The sequence below is a fragment of the Kitasatospora sp. NPDC087861 genome (assembly GCF_044742585.1).
Classification (GTDB): Bacteria; Actinomycetota; Actinomycetes; order Streptomycetales; family Streptomycetaceae; genus Kitasatospora.
On record NZ_JBIUUS010000007.1, the window covers coordinates 253,089 to 265,814 of the forward strand.

Annotated in this window: 16 protein-coding genes; 9 read left to right on the plus strand and 7 right to left on the minus strand. The window is 70.0% G+C overall.

Features of this window, described 5'->3' with window-relative positions; translation table 11 throughout:
• Positions 1 to 92 precede the first annotated feature (92 nt).
• Positions 93 to 521, minus strand: a complete 429-nt coding sequence (locus ACIOJE_RS13730; RefSeq protein WP_400776046.1) for a hypothetical protein — start codon at positions 519 to 521, stop codon at positions 93 to 95.
• 282 nt (positions 522 to 803) lie between these two features.
• On the opposite strand from ACIOJE_RS13730, the gene ACIOJE_RS13735 reads away from it, so the two are divergent.
• The gene (locus ACIOJE_RS13735) at positions 804 to 1,256 is read left to right on the plus strand and encodes a plastocyanin/azurin family copper-binding protein (RefSeq protein ID WP_400776002.1); all 453 of its coding nucleotides are present in this window, start codon (positions 804 to 806) and stop codon (positions 1,254 to 1,256) included.
• A 292-nt stretch (positions 1,257 to 1,548) separates the two neighbouring features.
• Here the strand turns inward: ACIOJE_RS13735 and ACIOJE_RS13740 are convergent, their stop codons facing one another.
• On the minus strand, positions 1,549 to 2,736 hold the full coding sequence (locus ACIOJE_RS13740) for a hypothetical protein (protein ID WP_400776005.1): 1,188 nt from the start codon (positions 2,734 to 2,736) through the stop codon (positions 1,549 to 1,551).
• A 190-nt stretch (positions 2,737 to 2,926) separates the two neighbouring features.
• Here ACIOJE_RS13740 and ACIOJE_RS13745 point away from each other — a divergent pair, with 190 nt between their 5' ends.
• From ACIOJE_RS13745 to ACIOJE_RS13755, 3 genes are read left to right on the plus strand one after another with little or no spacing between them, the layout of a single operon-like run.
• A complete protein-coding gene (locus ACIOJE_RS13745; protein ID WP_400776007.1) occupies positions 2,927 to 3,466 on the plus strand; it encodes an NUDIX hydrolase in 540 nt (179 codons plus the stop codon).
• A gap of 59 nt (positions 3,467 to 3,525) precedes the next feature.
• Entirely contained in the window at positions 3,526 to 4,395 is an 870-nt protein-coding gene (locus ACIOJE_RS13750) for an NDP-sugar synthase (RefSeq protein WP_400776009.1), read from the plus strand.
• Positions 4,396 to 4,411: 16 nt separating this feature from the next.
• Positions 4,412 to 5,143, plus strand: a complete 732-nt coding sequence (locus tag ACIOJE_RS13755; protein ID WP_400776010.1) for a phytanoyl-CoA dioxygenase family protein — start codon at positions 4,412 to 4,414, stop codon at positions 5,141 to 5,143.
• 393 nt (positions 5,144 to 5,536) lie between these two features.
• Here the strand turns inward: ACIOJE_RS13755 and ACIOJE_RS13760 are convergent, their stop codons facing one another.
• A complete protein-coding gene (locus tag ACIOJE_RS13760; RefSeq protein WP_280677732.1) occupies positions 5,537 to 6,178 on the minus strand; it encodes a tectonin domain-containing protein in 642 nt (213 codons plus the stop codon).
• 794 nt (positions 6,179 to 6,972) lie between these two features.
• Between ACIOJE_RS13760 and ACIOJE_RS13765 the strand changes: the two genes are divergently transcribed.
• Positions 6,973 to 7,605, plus strand: coding sequence for a hypothetical protein (locus ACIOJE_RS13765; protein WP_280677734.1), 633 nt, complete (start codon positions 6,973 to 6,975; stop codon positions 7,603 to 7,605).
• Positions 7,606 to 7,929: 324 nt separating this feature from the next.
• On the opposite strand, the gene ACIOJE_RS13770 is transcribed toward ACIOJE_RS13765, so the two are convergent.
• The 3 genes from ACIOJE_RS13770 to ACIOJE_RS13780 all read right to left on the minus strand — a co-directional run bounded on the left by ACIOJE_RS13770 (position 7,930) and on the right by ACIOJE_RS13780 (position 8,920).
• Positions 7,930 to 8,397: an NUDIX domain-containing protein gene (locus ACIOJE_RS13770; protein WP_400776012.1), complete on the minus strand. Its 468-nt coding sequence runs from the start codon at positions 8,395 to 8,397 to the stop codon at positions 7,930 to 7,932.
• Between the two features lie 74 nt (positions 8,398 to 8,471).
• Positions 8,472 to 8,720, minus strand: coding sequence for a hypothetical protein (locus tag ACIOJE_RS13775; RefSeq protein ID WP_400776014.1), 249 nt, complete (start codon positions 8,718 to 8,720; stop codon positions 8,472 to 8,474).
• 2 nt (positions 8,721 to 8,722) lie between these two features.
• Positions 8,723 to 8,920 (minus strand): hypothetical protein, encoded by a 198-nt coding sequence (locus tag ACIOJE_RS13780; RefSeq protein WP_280677739.1) that lies wholly within the window; start codon positions 8,918 to 8,920, stop codon positions 8,723 to 8,725.
• 116 nt (positions 8,921 to 9,036) lie between these two features.
• On the opposite strand from ACIOJE_RS13780, the gene ACIOJE_RS13785 reads away from it, so the two are divergent.
• On the plus strand, positions 9,037 to 9,879 hold the full coding sequence (locus tag ACIOJE_RS13785; RefSeq protein ID WP_400776016.1) for a helix-turn-helix transcriptional regulator: 843 nt from the start codon (positions 9,037 to 9,039) through the stop codon (positions 9,877 to 9,879).
• Entirely contained in the window at positions 9,864 to 10,070 is a 207-nt protein-coding gene (locus ACIOJE_RS13790; protein WP_400776018.1) for a DUF397 domain-containing protein, read from the plus strand. The genes ACIOJE_RS13785 and ACIOJE_RS13790 overlap by 16 nt, the downstream gene beginning before the upstream one ends.
• A gap of 385 nt (positions 10,071 to 10,455) precedes the next feature.
• Here ACIOJE_RS13790 and ACIOJE_RS13795 read toward each other — a convergent pair whose 3' ends face one another.
• Positions 10,456 to 11,085 (minus strand): TetR/AcrR family transcriptional regulator, encoded by a 630-nt coding sequence (locus tag ACIOJE_RS13795; RefSeq protein WP_400776020.1) that lies wholly within the window; start codon positions 11,083 to 11,085, stop codon positions 10,456 to 10,458.
• Positions 11,086 to 11,148: 63 nt separating this feature from the next.
• Here ACIOJE_RS13795 and ACIOJE_RS13800 point away from each other — a divergent pair, with 63 nt between their 5' ends.
• Entirely contained in the window at positions 11,149 to 11,631 is a 483-nt protein-coding gene (locus ACIOJE_RS13800; RefSeq protein ID WP_400776023.1) for an SRPBCC family protein, read from the plus strand.
• A 659-nt stretch (positions 11,632 to 12,290) separates the two neighbouring features.
• Positions 12,291 to 12,635, plus strand: coding sequence for a hypothetical protein (locus ACIOJE_RS13805; protein WP_400776026.1), 345 nt, complete (start codon positions 12,291 to 12,293; stop codon positions 12,633 to 12,635).
• The last annotated feature ends 91 nt before the right edge of the window (positions 12,636 to 12,726 follow it).

A 12,726-nucleotide genomic window follows, 5' to 3' on the forward strand; every position in this document is an offset into this window, starting at 1 on the left:
GAGCCGGGTGGGCAGGCCTGCGTCGCTCGCGCCACCACCGCCCGATCCTCGACCGCCCGCCCGCCGGGACGTCGCGTGGGCGTCCCGGGCGGTCAGGCGCGGACTCTCCTGTGTGTGAGGAGGAGACATCCGGTGGCGAGGGCGGCGACGGCTTCGGCGACGGCGGCTGTTTGCTTGTCGGTGTACCAGACCGGTTCGTACATGTTGGGCAGCGGTCCGAGCGACCCGACGTCGACGTAGCGGTACAGCAGCAGTGCGGCGAGACCGCCGGCTGCCACGAGGAAGGCGAACGCGAGGGCCGGCCGATGGGGCCGAACCAGGAGCAGGAGCGCCGCAAGAGCCGCAAGAGCGGCTTCGATCCTGAACAGATCCCCCTGGCTCACGGACTTCACCACCGCGTCATAGCCCTCGGCAAGGTCGGCGTGGACGTAGGCGTCGACGGCGAGCGCTGCGGCCGCACACCATCTGAGCAGGGTATCGCCGTACGATCTGGCGATGTTCGGCCGACGGAACGGCATCATGTCCACCTCGCACCAGCCGGAGCAGGGGCCTCGCCTCACGTACAAGTGTGCGCCCGTAGGTGCCGGCGGGAACGGCTTGCGCCCGATCAGTCGCGCGGTCCGACCGTTTTCCCGACGGCTTGCGGCGGTCGGCGAGTCCCACGAACGAACCGGCGAGCCTGCTGACGTGCACGTCACGGACGGTCCTGAGCAGTCAACCTGCCGAGATGCCCCTCCGGCGGCACGGGGGATACGTTGGAAGAAAGGCCCTGCGTAAAGCCGGCACACATTGGGGTGAGTGTCATGACCGAGAGATCACGCAGGAATACCGAGAGCAACGACCATGTGCGCCGTCGGATCGCGAAGCCCCTGGTGGCTGCCGCCGTCGCGGCGGGACTCGGCGTGCTCGGCGCCTGGAGCCCGGCGGCCGCACAAGCGCACGGCGCCGCCGTGTCCGCGGTGTCGCAGACGGTCCTGGCGGCCGCGCCCAAGGCCCCGGCCGCCGGAGCACAGCAAGTCACCATGATGAACTTGGCGTTCTCGCCCAGCACACTGACGGTCAGCAAGGGCACCACTGTCACCTGGACCAACAACGACGCCGCGCCGCACACGGTGACCAGCAGCGGCTCCGGCCCGCTCAACTCCGGGACGCTGAACCAAGGCGCTTCGTACAGCTACACCTTCACCACGCCCGGGACATACGCCTACGTCTGCTCGATCCACCCCTTCATGCAGGGCACGGTCGTGGTGCAGTAGACCGTGGCGAAGCAGGCCAGCCGATCGGTGCGCGGCCGCGGCCCTGAACCCGGGCACCCTTCGAGCGGTGATCGCGGCGGACGCGCCGAGGGTGTCCCGTCCCGAGCCCGGCGTCACGGTCGCCTCGCTGCCCCGGGCGCGTCACGGAGCCGGCCACACCCTGGCCTTCGATGACCAGGTGGCCCGGCCCGCCCCCCTGCTCGACGGCCGCGATCACCCAGTTGATGCGGATCGCCAGACGCACGGCCGGCGCCATCTGCTCGCGTGTGTGGGCCGCCGGCTTGGCGGGTCGTCAGCGGGCGGCCGGCGCACCGGCGTGGTGCATGTCGGTGAGGGCGGAGGTCAGGCGGGCGGAGCCGACGGTGGCCGCGAGCGCGGCGGCCTGGGCGGCGTGGTGGTCTGCTTCGGTGCGTTCGCCCTGCCGGTAGAGCACGGTGGCCAACCGCGCGGTGGCCATCGCCCGCACCCGGGCCTGGACAGTGTCGCCCTCGGCGGCCCGGCGCAAGTCGTCGACGACCTGGGGATGCAGGTGGCCGGTGGCGGTGGACAGCAGGTAGAGGGCGAAGCCGGTGTCGCTGCCGACCTTGGCCGCGGTGATGGTCTGTGTCCAGGCCGGCCCCGCCGCAAGGTCCCTGACGCGCTCGTAGGTGCGCTCGGCGGCCAGCAGGTGCCGGGCCGCCTGCCGCTCGTCACCGGTCAGGGCGTGGGCCTGGGCGGTGACAGCGGCGAGCATCGCCCGCGCCGCGGCGGGCAGGCGCCCGTCCACCTGCCCTGCCAGCAGCAGGGCCTGGGCGGGGCGGCGAAGGTGGATCTCCTGGCGGGCAGCGTTGGTGGCCAGGTGGCACAGCAAGCCGGTGTCGCCGTGCTCGCGGCCGGCGGATAGGCCGAGCTGGAACAGCGGGCGGGCCTCGTCGTACAGGCCGGCGTCGAAACTGGACCAGGCGGTCAGGTTGGCCAGGCGGGTGATCGCGCCGAGCAGTGCGCCTCGTACGGCTGGGGCGGTCGACGCCGTGGTGAGGTCGATGGCGGCGTGCAGCTCGCGCAGCGCGAAGTCGCGCACGGCCCGCCCGCCGGAGGCGCGGTCCCAGTGCTCCAGCACGCTGGTGCGCTCGGCGATCGCGGTGACATCGCCCTTGCGCAGGCGGGAGAGCGGCCGGGCGGGCGGCAGCAGGGCTGCCAGCGCGACGGCGAGGACGTCTCGGCGGTTCGCGTCACTCACCTCATCGGGATGATCGTGGTGGACCTGCTTGGCGACCAGGCCCAGCTCGGCCGCCGTCCCCGCCTTCAGGACCAGGCACAGGGCCTGCCGGTAGTGCTCGTGCGGCCAGGTGATGAGGCCACGTTCTATGCGTGAGACGTAGCCGGCGTCAAACGACGATTCCCGCCCGGTCGCCGCTTCGGCCAGGGTTCGCACCTGCTCGGCGACCTGGCGCTGCGTCAGGCCCAGAGCGAGCCGCGCACTCCTGAACAGCGCGTTCACCACTGCGCCCCACCCCCCAACTCCAGTTTCAGGGAGAGGATTCAGCGTACCGAGCGCTGGATGGACTGCCTACCGATCTGCCCTGCCACCATCACCCGATCAGGTGGTCTCCTGGACATGCCCCACCCGCCACCAGGAACCAGCGGCGCAACGAGCGGCCCGAGTCCGGCCAGAGCCGTACAGTCCAGCCATGACCGACACCACCGCGTCGTGGCGCCAGATCGAACGCACCACCGTCTTCAGCAAGTTCGGCCGGTCCGTGGACCGCGTCGACTTCGAGCTGCCCGACGGACGGAAGGAGGAGTTCTACCTCAAGCGCGAGCGCCCGGCCGGCGCGGTGCTCGCCCTCACTCCCGACCAGCACGTCATCCTCGCTCGCCAGTACCGGCCCGGCCCCGACCGCGTGCTGTACGAACTGCCCGGTGGCTTCATCGAACCCGGAGAAGAGGCGGCCGAGGCCATCGCCCGGGAGCTACTGGAAGAGACCGGCTACCAGGGCGAGGTCCACACCGCCGGACCGTACTGGCACGACGCCTACTCCACCGCCCTGCGCATCGCTTTCTACGCCACCGACTGCGTCAAGGTCGCCGAACCGACCCCGGAGCGCACCGAGTTCATCGACGCAGTCACCCTGCCCCTGCCCGAGTTCCGCTCCACCGTGCTGCGCAGCGGCGGAATGACCGACACCGCCGCCGCCTACCTCGCCCTGGACTGCCTCGGGCTCCTGTAACCCGGGGTGGGTGGGTGGGCCGGCACCCCAGCTCACCCACCCACCCCGGGAGGACCCCTGTGACCGAACGGAGCACGACCAACACCACCACCACCACCCGCTACTACACCAGCACCCTCGTCTCCCTACCCGCCCACACCGTCGCTCTGGTCCTGGCCGGCGGCAAGGGAAGCCGGCTGCGTGCCGCCGCCGACCCCGAGCTGCAGGCCACGCCGAAGGTGCTGGTGCCGATCGACACCCCGACAGGCCGCACCCCGATGCTCGGCCACGCCCTCGCCCAGCTGACGGCTATCGGGTTGCGGCGCATCGCGGTGCTCACCAGCACCGACCCGGCCACCGGCGCCGAAGCCGTCGAGACCTACGCGCTCACCTGCTCGGCGCGGCAGGTGGAGCTGACCGTCCACCGCGAGGACCACCCGCTCGGCACCGCTGGCGCCGCCTACGCGGCCCTGCACCACCTGGCCGACGCCCCGGCGGCAGTAGTGCTGCCCGCCGACACCCTCTTTCCGTTCACCCTGCTGCCCTCCGCCGTCGCCACCCACCGCTCCCGTCCGGCCGCGGTGACCTGGACCGTCACCACCGCACCCGGCCAGGGAGCACAGAACGCGGGCCGGCTCTTCCTCGACCCCGACGGCGCCTTCGTCGTCCACGCCCTCGAAGGCATCGACGCCACCCTGCCCGCCGACAACCGCCAGGGCCTGCGGCAGGCCACCAGCACCGGTGCCGTCATCCTCACCCCCACCCCGTTCCGGGCGCTGTTCGAGGAATACGCCCGACGCCTGGCCCACCCCGGCGAGGCCGACCTGTACCGGCAGTTCATGCCCTGGGCGATCAGCCAGGGCCACCCGGTCGGCGCCTACGACATCCGCACCCCGGCCCCCGACCTCGGCACCCCCGACCGCCTGGCCACCTTCGGCCGCACCGCCTGAAAGGGGATCAACCACCTTGCACACCACCACCCTGTCCACGCTGACCGAGCAGCAGGCCCGCCACTTCCGCGACCTCGGATACCTTCGCCTGCCCGACGCCCGCCTGCCCGATGACCTCCTCGGCGAGGTGGCCGAGCTGGTCCGGGCCCGCGCCGCCCGCCTGCCCGCCGGTCAGGCCAAGGTGTACCGGCTCTACCAGCACGACCGGGCCCTGATGCACCGGCTCGTCGCCCACCCCGCCCTGACCGGGCCGCTGACCGCGCTGCTCGGCCCCAACCTGGTCTACGTGCTCAACCGGCACAACCAGGGCTCCCTCAACGCGCCCGGCTCCCACAAGGTCCGGCTGCACCGCGACATCCTCCAGCCCACCCGCGGCCTGCTCACCGCTGTCGTGTACTTCGAGGACGCCACCGTGGAGACCGGCTGCACTTGGATCGTCCCCGGCTCCCACCGCGCCCCCTACGTCGGCGTCCCGCAGCCCGACGGCGGCGGCACCTGGATGGACGAGCACCCCGGACTCTCCGAAATCGCGGACCAGGCCGTCCCGGTGCCGGTCCCGGCCGGCGGCGTCCTGCTCTTCGACGGGACCCTCTTCCACACCGTCGGCGCGAACAGCGGCGGATCGACCCGCACCAGCGTGGTCCTCGGCTACCGGGCCGCCGACGAGCTCGACGCCCACCCCGACCCCGACCGGCAGGTCGTCGTCGCCGGCGCCCACCTGTACCGGGGCAACGACCGGCCGAGCTGACCCGAACCCGCGTCCAGGAGACGGCTCGACCGGCCCCTGACCGCCGACGTTCCGACCGGCAGCACGCTTCGCCGGTCGGAACGTCCGCCCACCGCACCGCCGAGCCGCCGGAGCCTTCAAAAGACTCCCTCAACAACCTGGACGGTTCAACGAATCCGGGCGCGAGCAAACCACTTGAATCCGATGCGAAGCCTGGTCGCGGCCCTCAGGTCGCTCGCTGCCGTGGAGGAGGACGGGCAGCGCGCGGTTGGCCAACGACTCGGTGACACGGCGGCTTGGGAGGGCGTCATGACGTCGGGGACCTGGCGGTCAGCGCGCGCGGCCCGACCAGGACGCGGGTGCGGGCCCCTGGCCTGTCCCGGCCAGGGGCCCGCACGGCATGCCGGAGCGGGGTCAGCTCGGCTGGTCGCCGGTGTACCGGTAGATCTCGCCGGCGCTGTTGATGTGCCACGCGGTGCCGTCGGCGCCGGCAGCGATGTCGATGGCCGTGCCGGGGATCTTGATCCACGGGTTGGTGCCGCTGGCGTCGTTGTTGGTGTACCGGTAGATGCTTCCGGAGGGATCGACGCCCCACACATTCGTCCGGGAGCCCACCGCGATGCGCTTGAGGCTGCCGGCGACGCTCTTCCACGGGTCCGGCGCCCCCTGGTCTCCGACGTACCGGAAGACCTGGTTGCCGCCGTTGACGCCCCACACGGTGCCGTCGGCGCCCGCGCCGATGTCACTCAGCGCCCCCGGGATCTTGATCCACGGATTGGCGTCGTTGTTGGTGTACCGGAAGATGGCGCCGGCAGAGTCCACCCCCCACACGTTCGTCCTGGACCCCGCGTCGATGCGGACCAGGCTGCCGGAGATTCCCAGCCACGGGTCCGGCGCCCCCTGGTCTCCGACGTACCGGTAGATCTGGTTGCCGCCGTTGACGCCCCACGTGGTGCCGTCGGCGCCCGCGCCGATGTCGCTGAGGCCCCCCGGGATGTTGATCCACGGATTGCCGTCGTAGTTGGTGTAGCGGAAGATGGCGCTTGCCGCGTTCACCCCCCACACCGTGGTCCTGGACCCCGCCGAGATGGCAGAGAGACCACCCGTGACCTTCACCCAATCAGCCATGCCGAAATCACCCTTCGTCGACCGGTGTTGGCAGCCATCATGGGAGACGAAATGGGCCGTCAGAACGGGATCCTTCGCTTCCGACCATCCAATAAGGCGAAGAATCGATGTTTCGCCTTCGGCCGCCTCTTACGAGGCGGGGCGCGGACAGCTCGGCTCGGAGCAGATCGGCTGAAAGAGCTGTCCCGCCCAGGGGTGATCGACAGAGGAGCCGGTTCATGCATCCGCCCGCGACGGCCCGAGCGGACCAGGCAGGCCGACGCGAGCGGCCGGGTCTCAGCACGAGAGCAACGGCGACACCAGCCCCGCCAGCGGCTGCCGCGCCGCTTCTTCTGGCGGTCGGAAGGGCCCTGACGACGCGCTGAGCTGCTTGTCACTTCGCCACAGCTACGCAAGCACGGGGCCTTGACTCCCGCGGGTTCGTGGAAACTGAAGGTCCTGCAGCGGGAACCCGAGTGCCTATCGGACCATTCTCGGTGATGGACCTGCGGGTTCGTGGTGAACACGCTGGGTCACTCGGAGAGCCTCGGGTATACAGACGCTGCTGACGCGACCGGCACTGGCTGATGATCAGCTGGGGGTTGGCGGTGCGGACGAAGGCTCAGCAGGGTGCACGGAACGTCGCTGGATGTTACACAGAAGCGGGTGCGAAGCCTGCATCGGGTGAGTGTTGGGGATGAGCCGTACGGGTATGGCTACCGGCAGTTCTACGTTGGGGGGATATGACCGACAACAGCGCGCTGTACGGACTGCTCGGAGCTCTAGGGGGAGCCTCAGTTGCCGGCCTCGCGGCTGTCTATGGCCCCCTGCGTCTGCATCGGCGGCAAGCGGAACAGAAGGCGAGTGAGGAGCAGGATCGCCAAAGTGAGACAGAGATCGCCCGTCTGCTGAAGATGCGAACTACGGGTCGGGCGTGGATCGATGCTCTGGAGCGGTTCGTCCAAGATTTGCAAGCACACCATCCTGTGGACGTCAACCGATTCGACGAGATCACGGCCCACGTCAGCCGGGAGGCCACCGAAGCCGGACACGCGCTGGCTCACAACGGTCTCTGGCTCGAATCGCAGGACACACCACCGCACGGCATTCCACTCGTCCTGGCACCAGACGGATCGCGACCAGACGATGCGGACGGATCCGCGTTCATCGCCCTCTCCCAGCTTCTGGGCCGCTTGCGAGAGGCGACCCGGGAAGTCCGTGCCGACGTCCTGCGACGTTCCTCGCATCGGGAGAGCCCGGTGCGAAGTGAGGTCCTGGAGGCTCTGGAGTGTGTCAAGGCTGCGCGGGCACAGCTGAATGCAGCCCTTCTCGATCAGATCGACCAGATCAACGGGGGCCACACACGCCGCCTGTAGCTGGGCTCGCTGGTCCATTCCTGCTCGTCCTCGGAGACCTCCGACTTCGAGAAACTGAAGGCAAGTGGGAACCTGCAGGTCTGATTTCCTGATAGTTAGGGGGTACTCCCTGGGGTTCGTGGTGAATCATTCTCCAGGGGACTCGCGCCTCCTCGCCTTCGACCAGACCGCAGATCGGTCGCACGGGCTGAGAACGCTTCAGGAATCCTGAAGTTACGTCACACTCCGGCAGAGCACTCGAAGGAGGAAGAAGTCCCTGGCCACGGCCTCGGTCACTCAGCGGGGCTCAGGAGAACTCGCGGGATGTCGCACAGGTCGCGGTCCTCAGGTCGCTCGCTGGCCGTGGAGGAGGACGGGCAGCACGCGGTTGGCCAACGCCTCGGTGACGCGGTCGGCTTGGGAGGGCGTCATGACGTCGGGGAGTTGGTGGACGGGGACGAAGCGGGCGCCGAGCAGGCCGCTCCTGTGCTGCGGCGGGACGGTGAGGCGGGCGTCGTCGCGGACGGCGCCGCCGTCGAAGACCAGGTTGAGGCGCTCCAGGTAGCGGTCGGCCGGGGTGAAGTCGACCGCGAGGACGTCGGTGAGACGGAGGGTGAGCCCGGTCTCAGCGTGCAGATGGCGGGCGGCCGCGAGGTGCGGGGGCTCGTTGGGGCGGGCGGCGCCGCCGGGCAGGATCAGCCCGTCCATGTAGTCCGGGTCGACCAGGAGGACGTCGCCGCGCCGGTTGCGCACGAGGACGAGGCAGCCGAGCCGGCACACCGGCGGCTTGGCCAGCAGGCGGGGGTCACGCATCGGGGGGTCACTTCCTGAGAGCGGCGAAGAGCACGAGGGAGAAGCCGGCCAACCACAGCAGGCGGACGAGGAGTTCAGCCGTCATGCGTGAGGCGCTCGTAACGCAGCCCCTTGCGCAGCAGGTCGACGATGCGCAGCAGGACGGACGGGCGGGCGCAGCCGAGGCTGACCAGGTAGCAGCCCGTTCTGCGGCCGTGCTCCCAATCCACCTCGACGGACGGCAACTTCACCCCGCCCAGCGCAAGGACGGCGACGAAGTCCTCCACGACCGAGGCGACTTCACGCCGCTGCTCGGCGGTCGCGCGGGAGAGCATCGAGGACATGGTCACTCCCCCGGCCGCTTGTGGACCTCGAACGCGCGCCAGGCACTGTAGGCGTCGGAGAAGGAGACGAACCCCTTGAGCTCACCGGAGTCCTGGCGCAGCCACTCCCCCGCGCTCTCGTTCCGGACCCGGTAACACCGGCCCTCCGGGTCCCAGCGGACCCCGTAACCGTGGAGCCGGGGCACTTGGACATCGCCCATGGGAATAACCTTCCGCAATCGGTCTTTCACGTTCTGTGCACATGGTGGCCCGGCGTCGCCTAGCATCGGAAGTGGCAGACGACTTGACTCCAGTGGCACAGAGAGTTGGAGCAGCCATGGTGAACATCAAGGAAATTGACCCGCAGTCATCTCCGTGGGCCCCCTTTGGCGTCCAACTCCGCAGGTCACGCAGGGCGATGGGCCTAAAACAGGAACAGCTCGCGCGCAAGATCGGAGTCCACCCGTCCTACGTCTCGTTCGTCGAACTTGCGCAGCGACCGCCGAGTGAGATGTTTGCTACCAAGGCCGATGAGATCCTGCAGACCGGCGGGACTCTGCTGCTGATGTACTGGCAGCTCAAGCACACGGCCTTGGTTCCCGGCTTCCCCGAGTACGCCAACTACGAGGCTGGCGCGGAGAAGATCAAGCTCTTCGAGATCAACGTGATTCCCGGGCTCCTGCAGACCCGCCCATACGCGACAGCTTGGGAGCAGGGCAATCTTCGGCGAGGAACCGTCACACCGAAACAAGCCGCGGAACGAATCGAATTCCTGCTCGCCAGGCAGAACGTCCACAACCGCGCTTCGCCACCGCTTCTGCACGCGGTGATGGACGAGAGCTGCCTCAGGAGGCCCATTGGCGGCCGCGACATCATGATCGAGCAGTTGCTCCACATCGAGCAGCTCGCCGAGCAGCCCAACATCATCATCCAAGTGGCCCCGTACTCGCTGGGCGAGGACAGGCCATTCACGCGCTTGGTGCACCTCCTTACCATGCCAGGACGCAAAATGCTCGCTTACGGCGAGACCGAGCAGCGCGGCTACATCGATCGAGATGCTGAGGCGGTTGTTGCGCTGGCCGACGACTACGATCGGCTCGTGGTCGAGGCCATGAGCCAGGCCGACTCAGTAGCCATGATCCGCTCGGTACGGAGGGACTTTGAATGGATGTCGACCTGACTGGCGCCTACTGGAGGAAGAGCTCGTACAGCGGTAGCGGGGGCACATGCGTGGAGGTCGCCGACGGATTTATCGGCATGATGCCGGTCCGCGACTCCAAGGATCCGAGCGGGCCCCCCCTCCTCTTCTCCTCCGCCGCCTGGCAGTCCTTCGTCGCCGCCGTCCGTACCGGCGAACTCGACGCCCGCTAGCAGCAACTCCCGGCCCAGCCGCCCCGCCCCGGGGCGGCTGGGCCATCTCACCCCCCTCCCGGTTCAGCCCGCCCACCGCGCCCGCTACGGAGCCCCTGGCGACGATGCCGGGTCGCCCGACGCAACGCCCCTGCACTCTGCGTCCGTCGCGGGGGCGGTCGTCCGCGAGGACGGGCGTGTGCCGGCGATCCTCCGGGCCGACAGCGGCGGCGTCCTCGAACTCACCGGGACCATCGCAGGAACTCAAGGTCGGCGTCGACCAGCCGGTCGGCGTCCACAAGGACATGTGTCGGCGTACTCGGTGAAGTGCTCGGGCAGGTGCGGCTGAAGGTGCTCGGCCGTCAGGCGACGTTGGTGTCCCGTTCGATGACCACGAGGAGGTTCTTCAGCCGGTGGCCGGGGCCGTCGATGGAGAAGCCGTCCCTCCGGGAAGCGAGCTGAGCAGTGCGGTGGTGCACTCCTCGGCGAGGTCCTCGGCGTGGGCGGGCAGGGGCGTGCCGGCCCTCAGGTGGCGGCGGACCAGCGAGAGTGGCAGGTCGATCAGGGCGAGGGCGACGCATTCGGTGGCCCGGGGGCCCTCGGCGCCCAGGGCCGCGGCGAGGGAGGCGAGGGCGGCGCGCACGCGCCGGCTGCCGCGGTCCGCACGGTGGAGGTGCTCCTCGGACCAGTCGGCGCGCCCGAAGTCCTCGGCGCCGTAGAGGAGGAGAGCGGCTTCCGCCGGGTGGGCGCGGCTCCAGGAGACGACGTGGCGGGCCGCCGCGCGTCCCGCCCTCCGCGCGTCGGCGTCCGATGCGAGGGCCGTGAAGTAGCCCTCCTGGAATCGCTCGACCGTCCGCAGCCACACCTCGGCGAGCAGCGCGCTCCGTCCGGGGAAGCGGTGGTACACCGAACCGCTCGGGGCTCCCACGTCTTTGGCGACCGCGGACATGGTCACCCCGGCCGGGCCCGATGCCGCAGCCTGCCGCACGGCGGCGTCGAGGAGCTGGTCGGTGTCGAAGCGGGGTGGTCTGGCCATGGGTTGGAGAGTACTCTCCACAATATTAGAGAGCATCCTCTAGAACAGGTCCCGGGAGGACTGATGGGCGTCTACAACGTGCACGAGCGACTGCTGGCCGCGAAGGCGAGCGACGTGGGGGCGCTGATCGACGCCCTGTCGAGCAGCGGCGACACGCTGTGGCCGTACCGGGAGTGGCCGCCGATGGAGTTCGACCGCCCCCTGGCGGCCGGGGCGGTCGGCGGGCACGGCCCGGTCCGCTACACCGTCGCCGCGTACGTCCCCTCCACCTGGGTGCGCTTCACCTTCAGCGGGCCACGCGGCTTCCACGGATTCCACGAATACGCCGTCCTGACCGTCGACGAGGAACACACGCTGCTGCGCCACACCCTCGCCATGGACGCCCGCGGCCCGGCCCGCCTCACCTGGCCGCTCCTGTGGCGGCCGCTCCACGACGCCTGCCTGGAGGACAGCCTCGACCGCGCCGAACTGGCTTGCACGGGCACGGTGGCGCGCCCGGCGCACTGGGGCCCGTACGTCCGGCTGCTGCGCGGCCTCGCGCACTGATCCCACGACAGCCGCCTCCTCACCACCCCCGAACACCCTGCGCGAGAAGTCGGCCCCTCCGACTTCTCGCGCAGGAGGGACCCGACACCGCCGACATCGCCCGGCCCCTCCTCCAGGTCCGACTCCCAGGTCCGACTCCCCCGGGGCGGCAACGCCCAGGAGCCGAGGTCCGGGACGCGCACCGGCCCGCCTTCCCGGCGGGCGGGGTCCGCGGTGGTGACGACCGCGCGTCGGGGCGCTCGGATGCGGGGGCCGCCGCGTGGCGGACGTGGGCCCGGGCCCAGGCGGTGTCGGCGGCCAGGGCGAGGTCGAGGGCGGCGGCGCCTTCTCGCCCCTCCCGCAGCATCGCTGCGCACCTTCGTCCCGGAGCGGCCGCGGCTGCGGATGCGGCTGGGTCCGTACCGGATCGTGCTGGCCGAGGACGTGCGCGAGGACCCGGCCAGGTTCCCGAACGCGGACCTGCCGGTGGAGCAGTGGCCGGTGCTGCACACACCAGCAGCCCCCGGCGTGCGGGCCCGGCCCCGCGCGCACCGCCGTCACGGTCGCTGCCGATCCGTCAAGTCCGTTGTGTGGTAAGGATTTCGGCCCCTAGTATCGACCCTATGATCTATCTCGAATGACTAGAGAAGATCTGTGGTTGATCCTGAGGAGGCTTGAAAATGGAAAGTTACGAGGAGCTCCGGAAGGCCGTTGTCGAGGACAACGGCCTTCATCAGGCGCAGATGTGGCAGTTGAAGGGCATCAAGGGCGCCGGGCGCCTGGGCGTGCACGTGCGGGACGCGATCAGTCGCGAGCTGGCCTCCCACGGCATGGGGCACATCCCCAGCCAGCTGCCGTCGTACCAGGAGGAGCCGGTGCGCCTGTACCTGCTGGGCAGTCCGATCGCGGACATCGTCCAGGCGGTACTCCAGCCCAGCGACCGGGGCGACGAGGCGCTGCGCGCGCTCGGCAACGAGGAGTCGCAGGAGATCATCCGCCAGATCCGCCAACTTGTCTGTGGCTAGTGTCCTGCGCCGGAGATCCGTCGGCAGAATCGGGCGAGGGATTCGAGGATCTCGTCGGCGGACTTGGTCCAGGTGAACGGTGTGGGGTTGT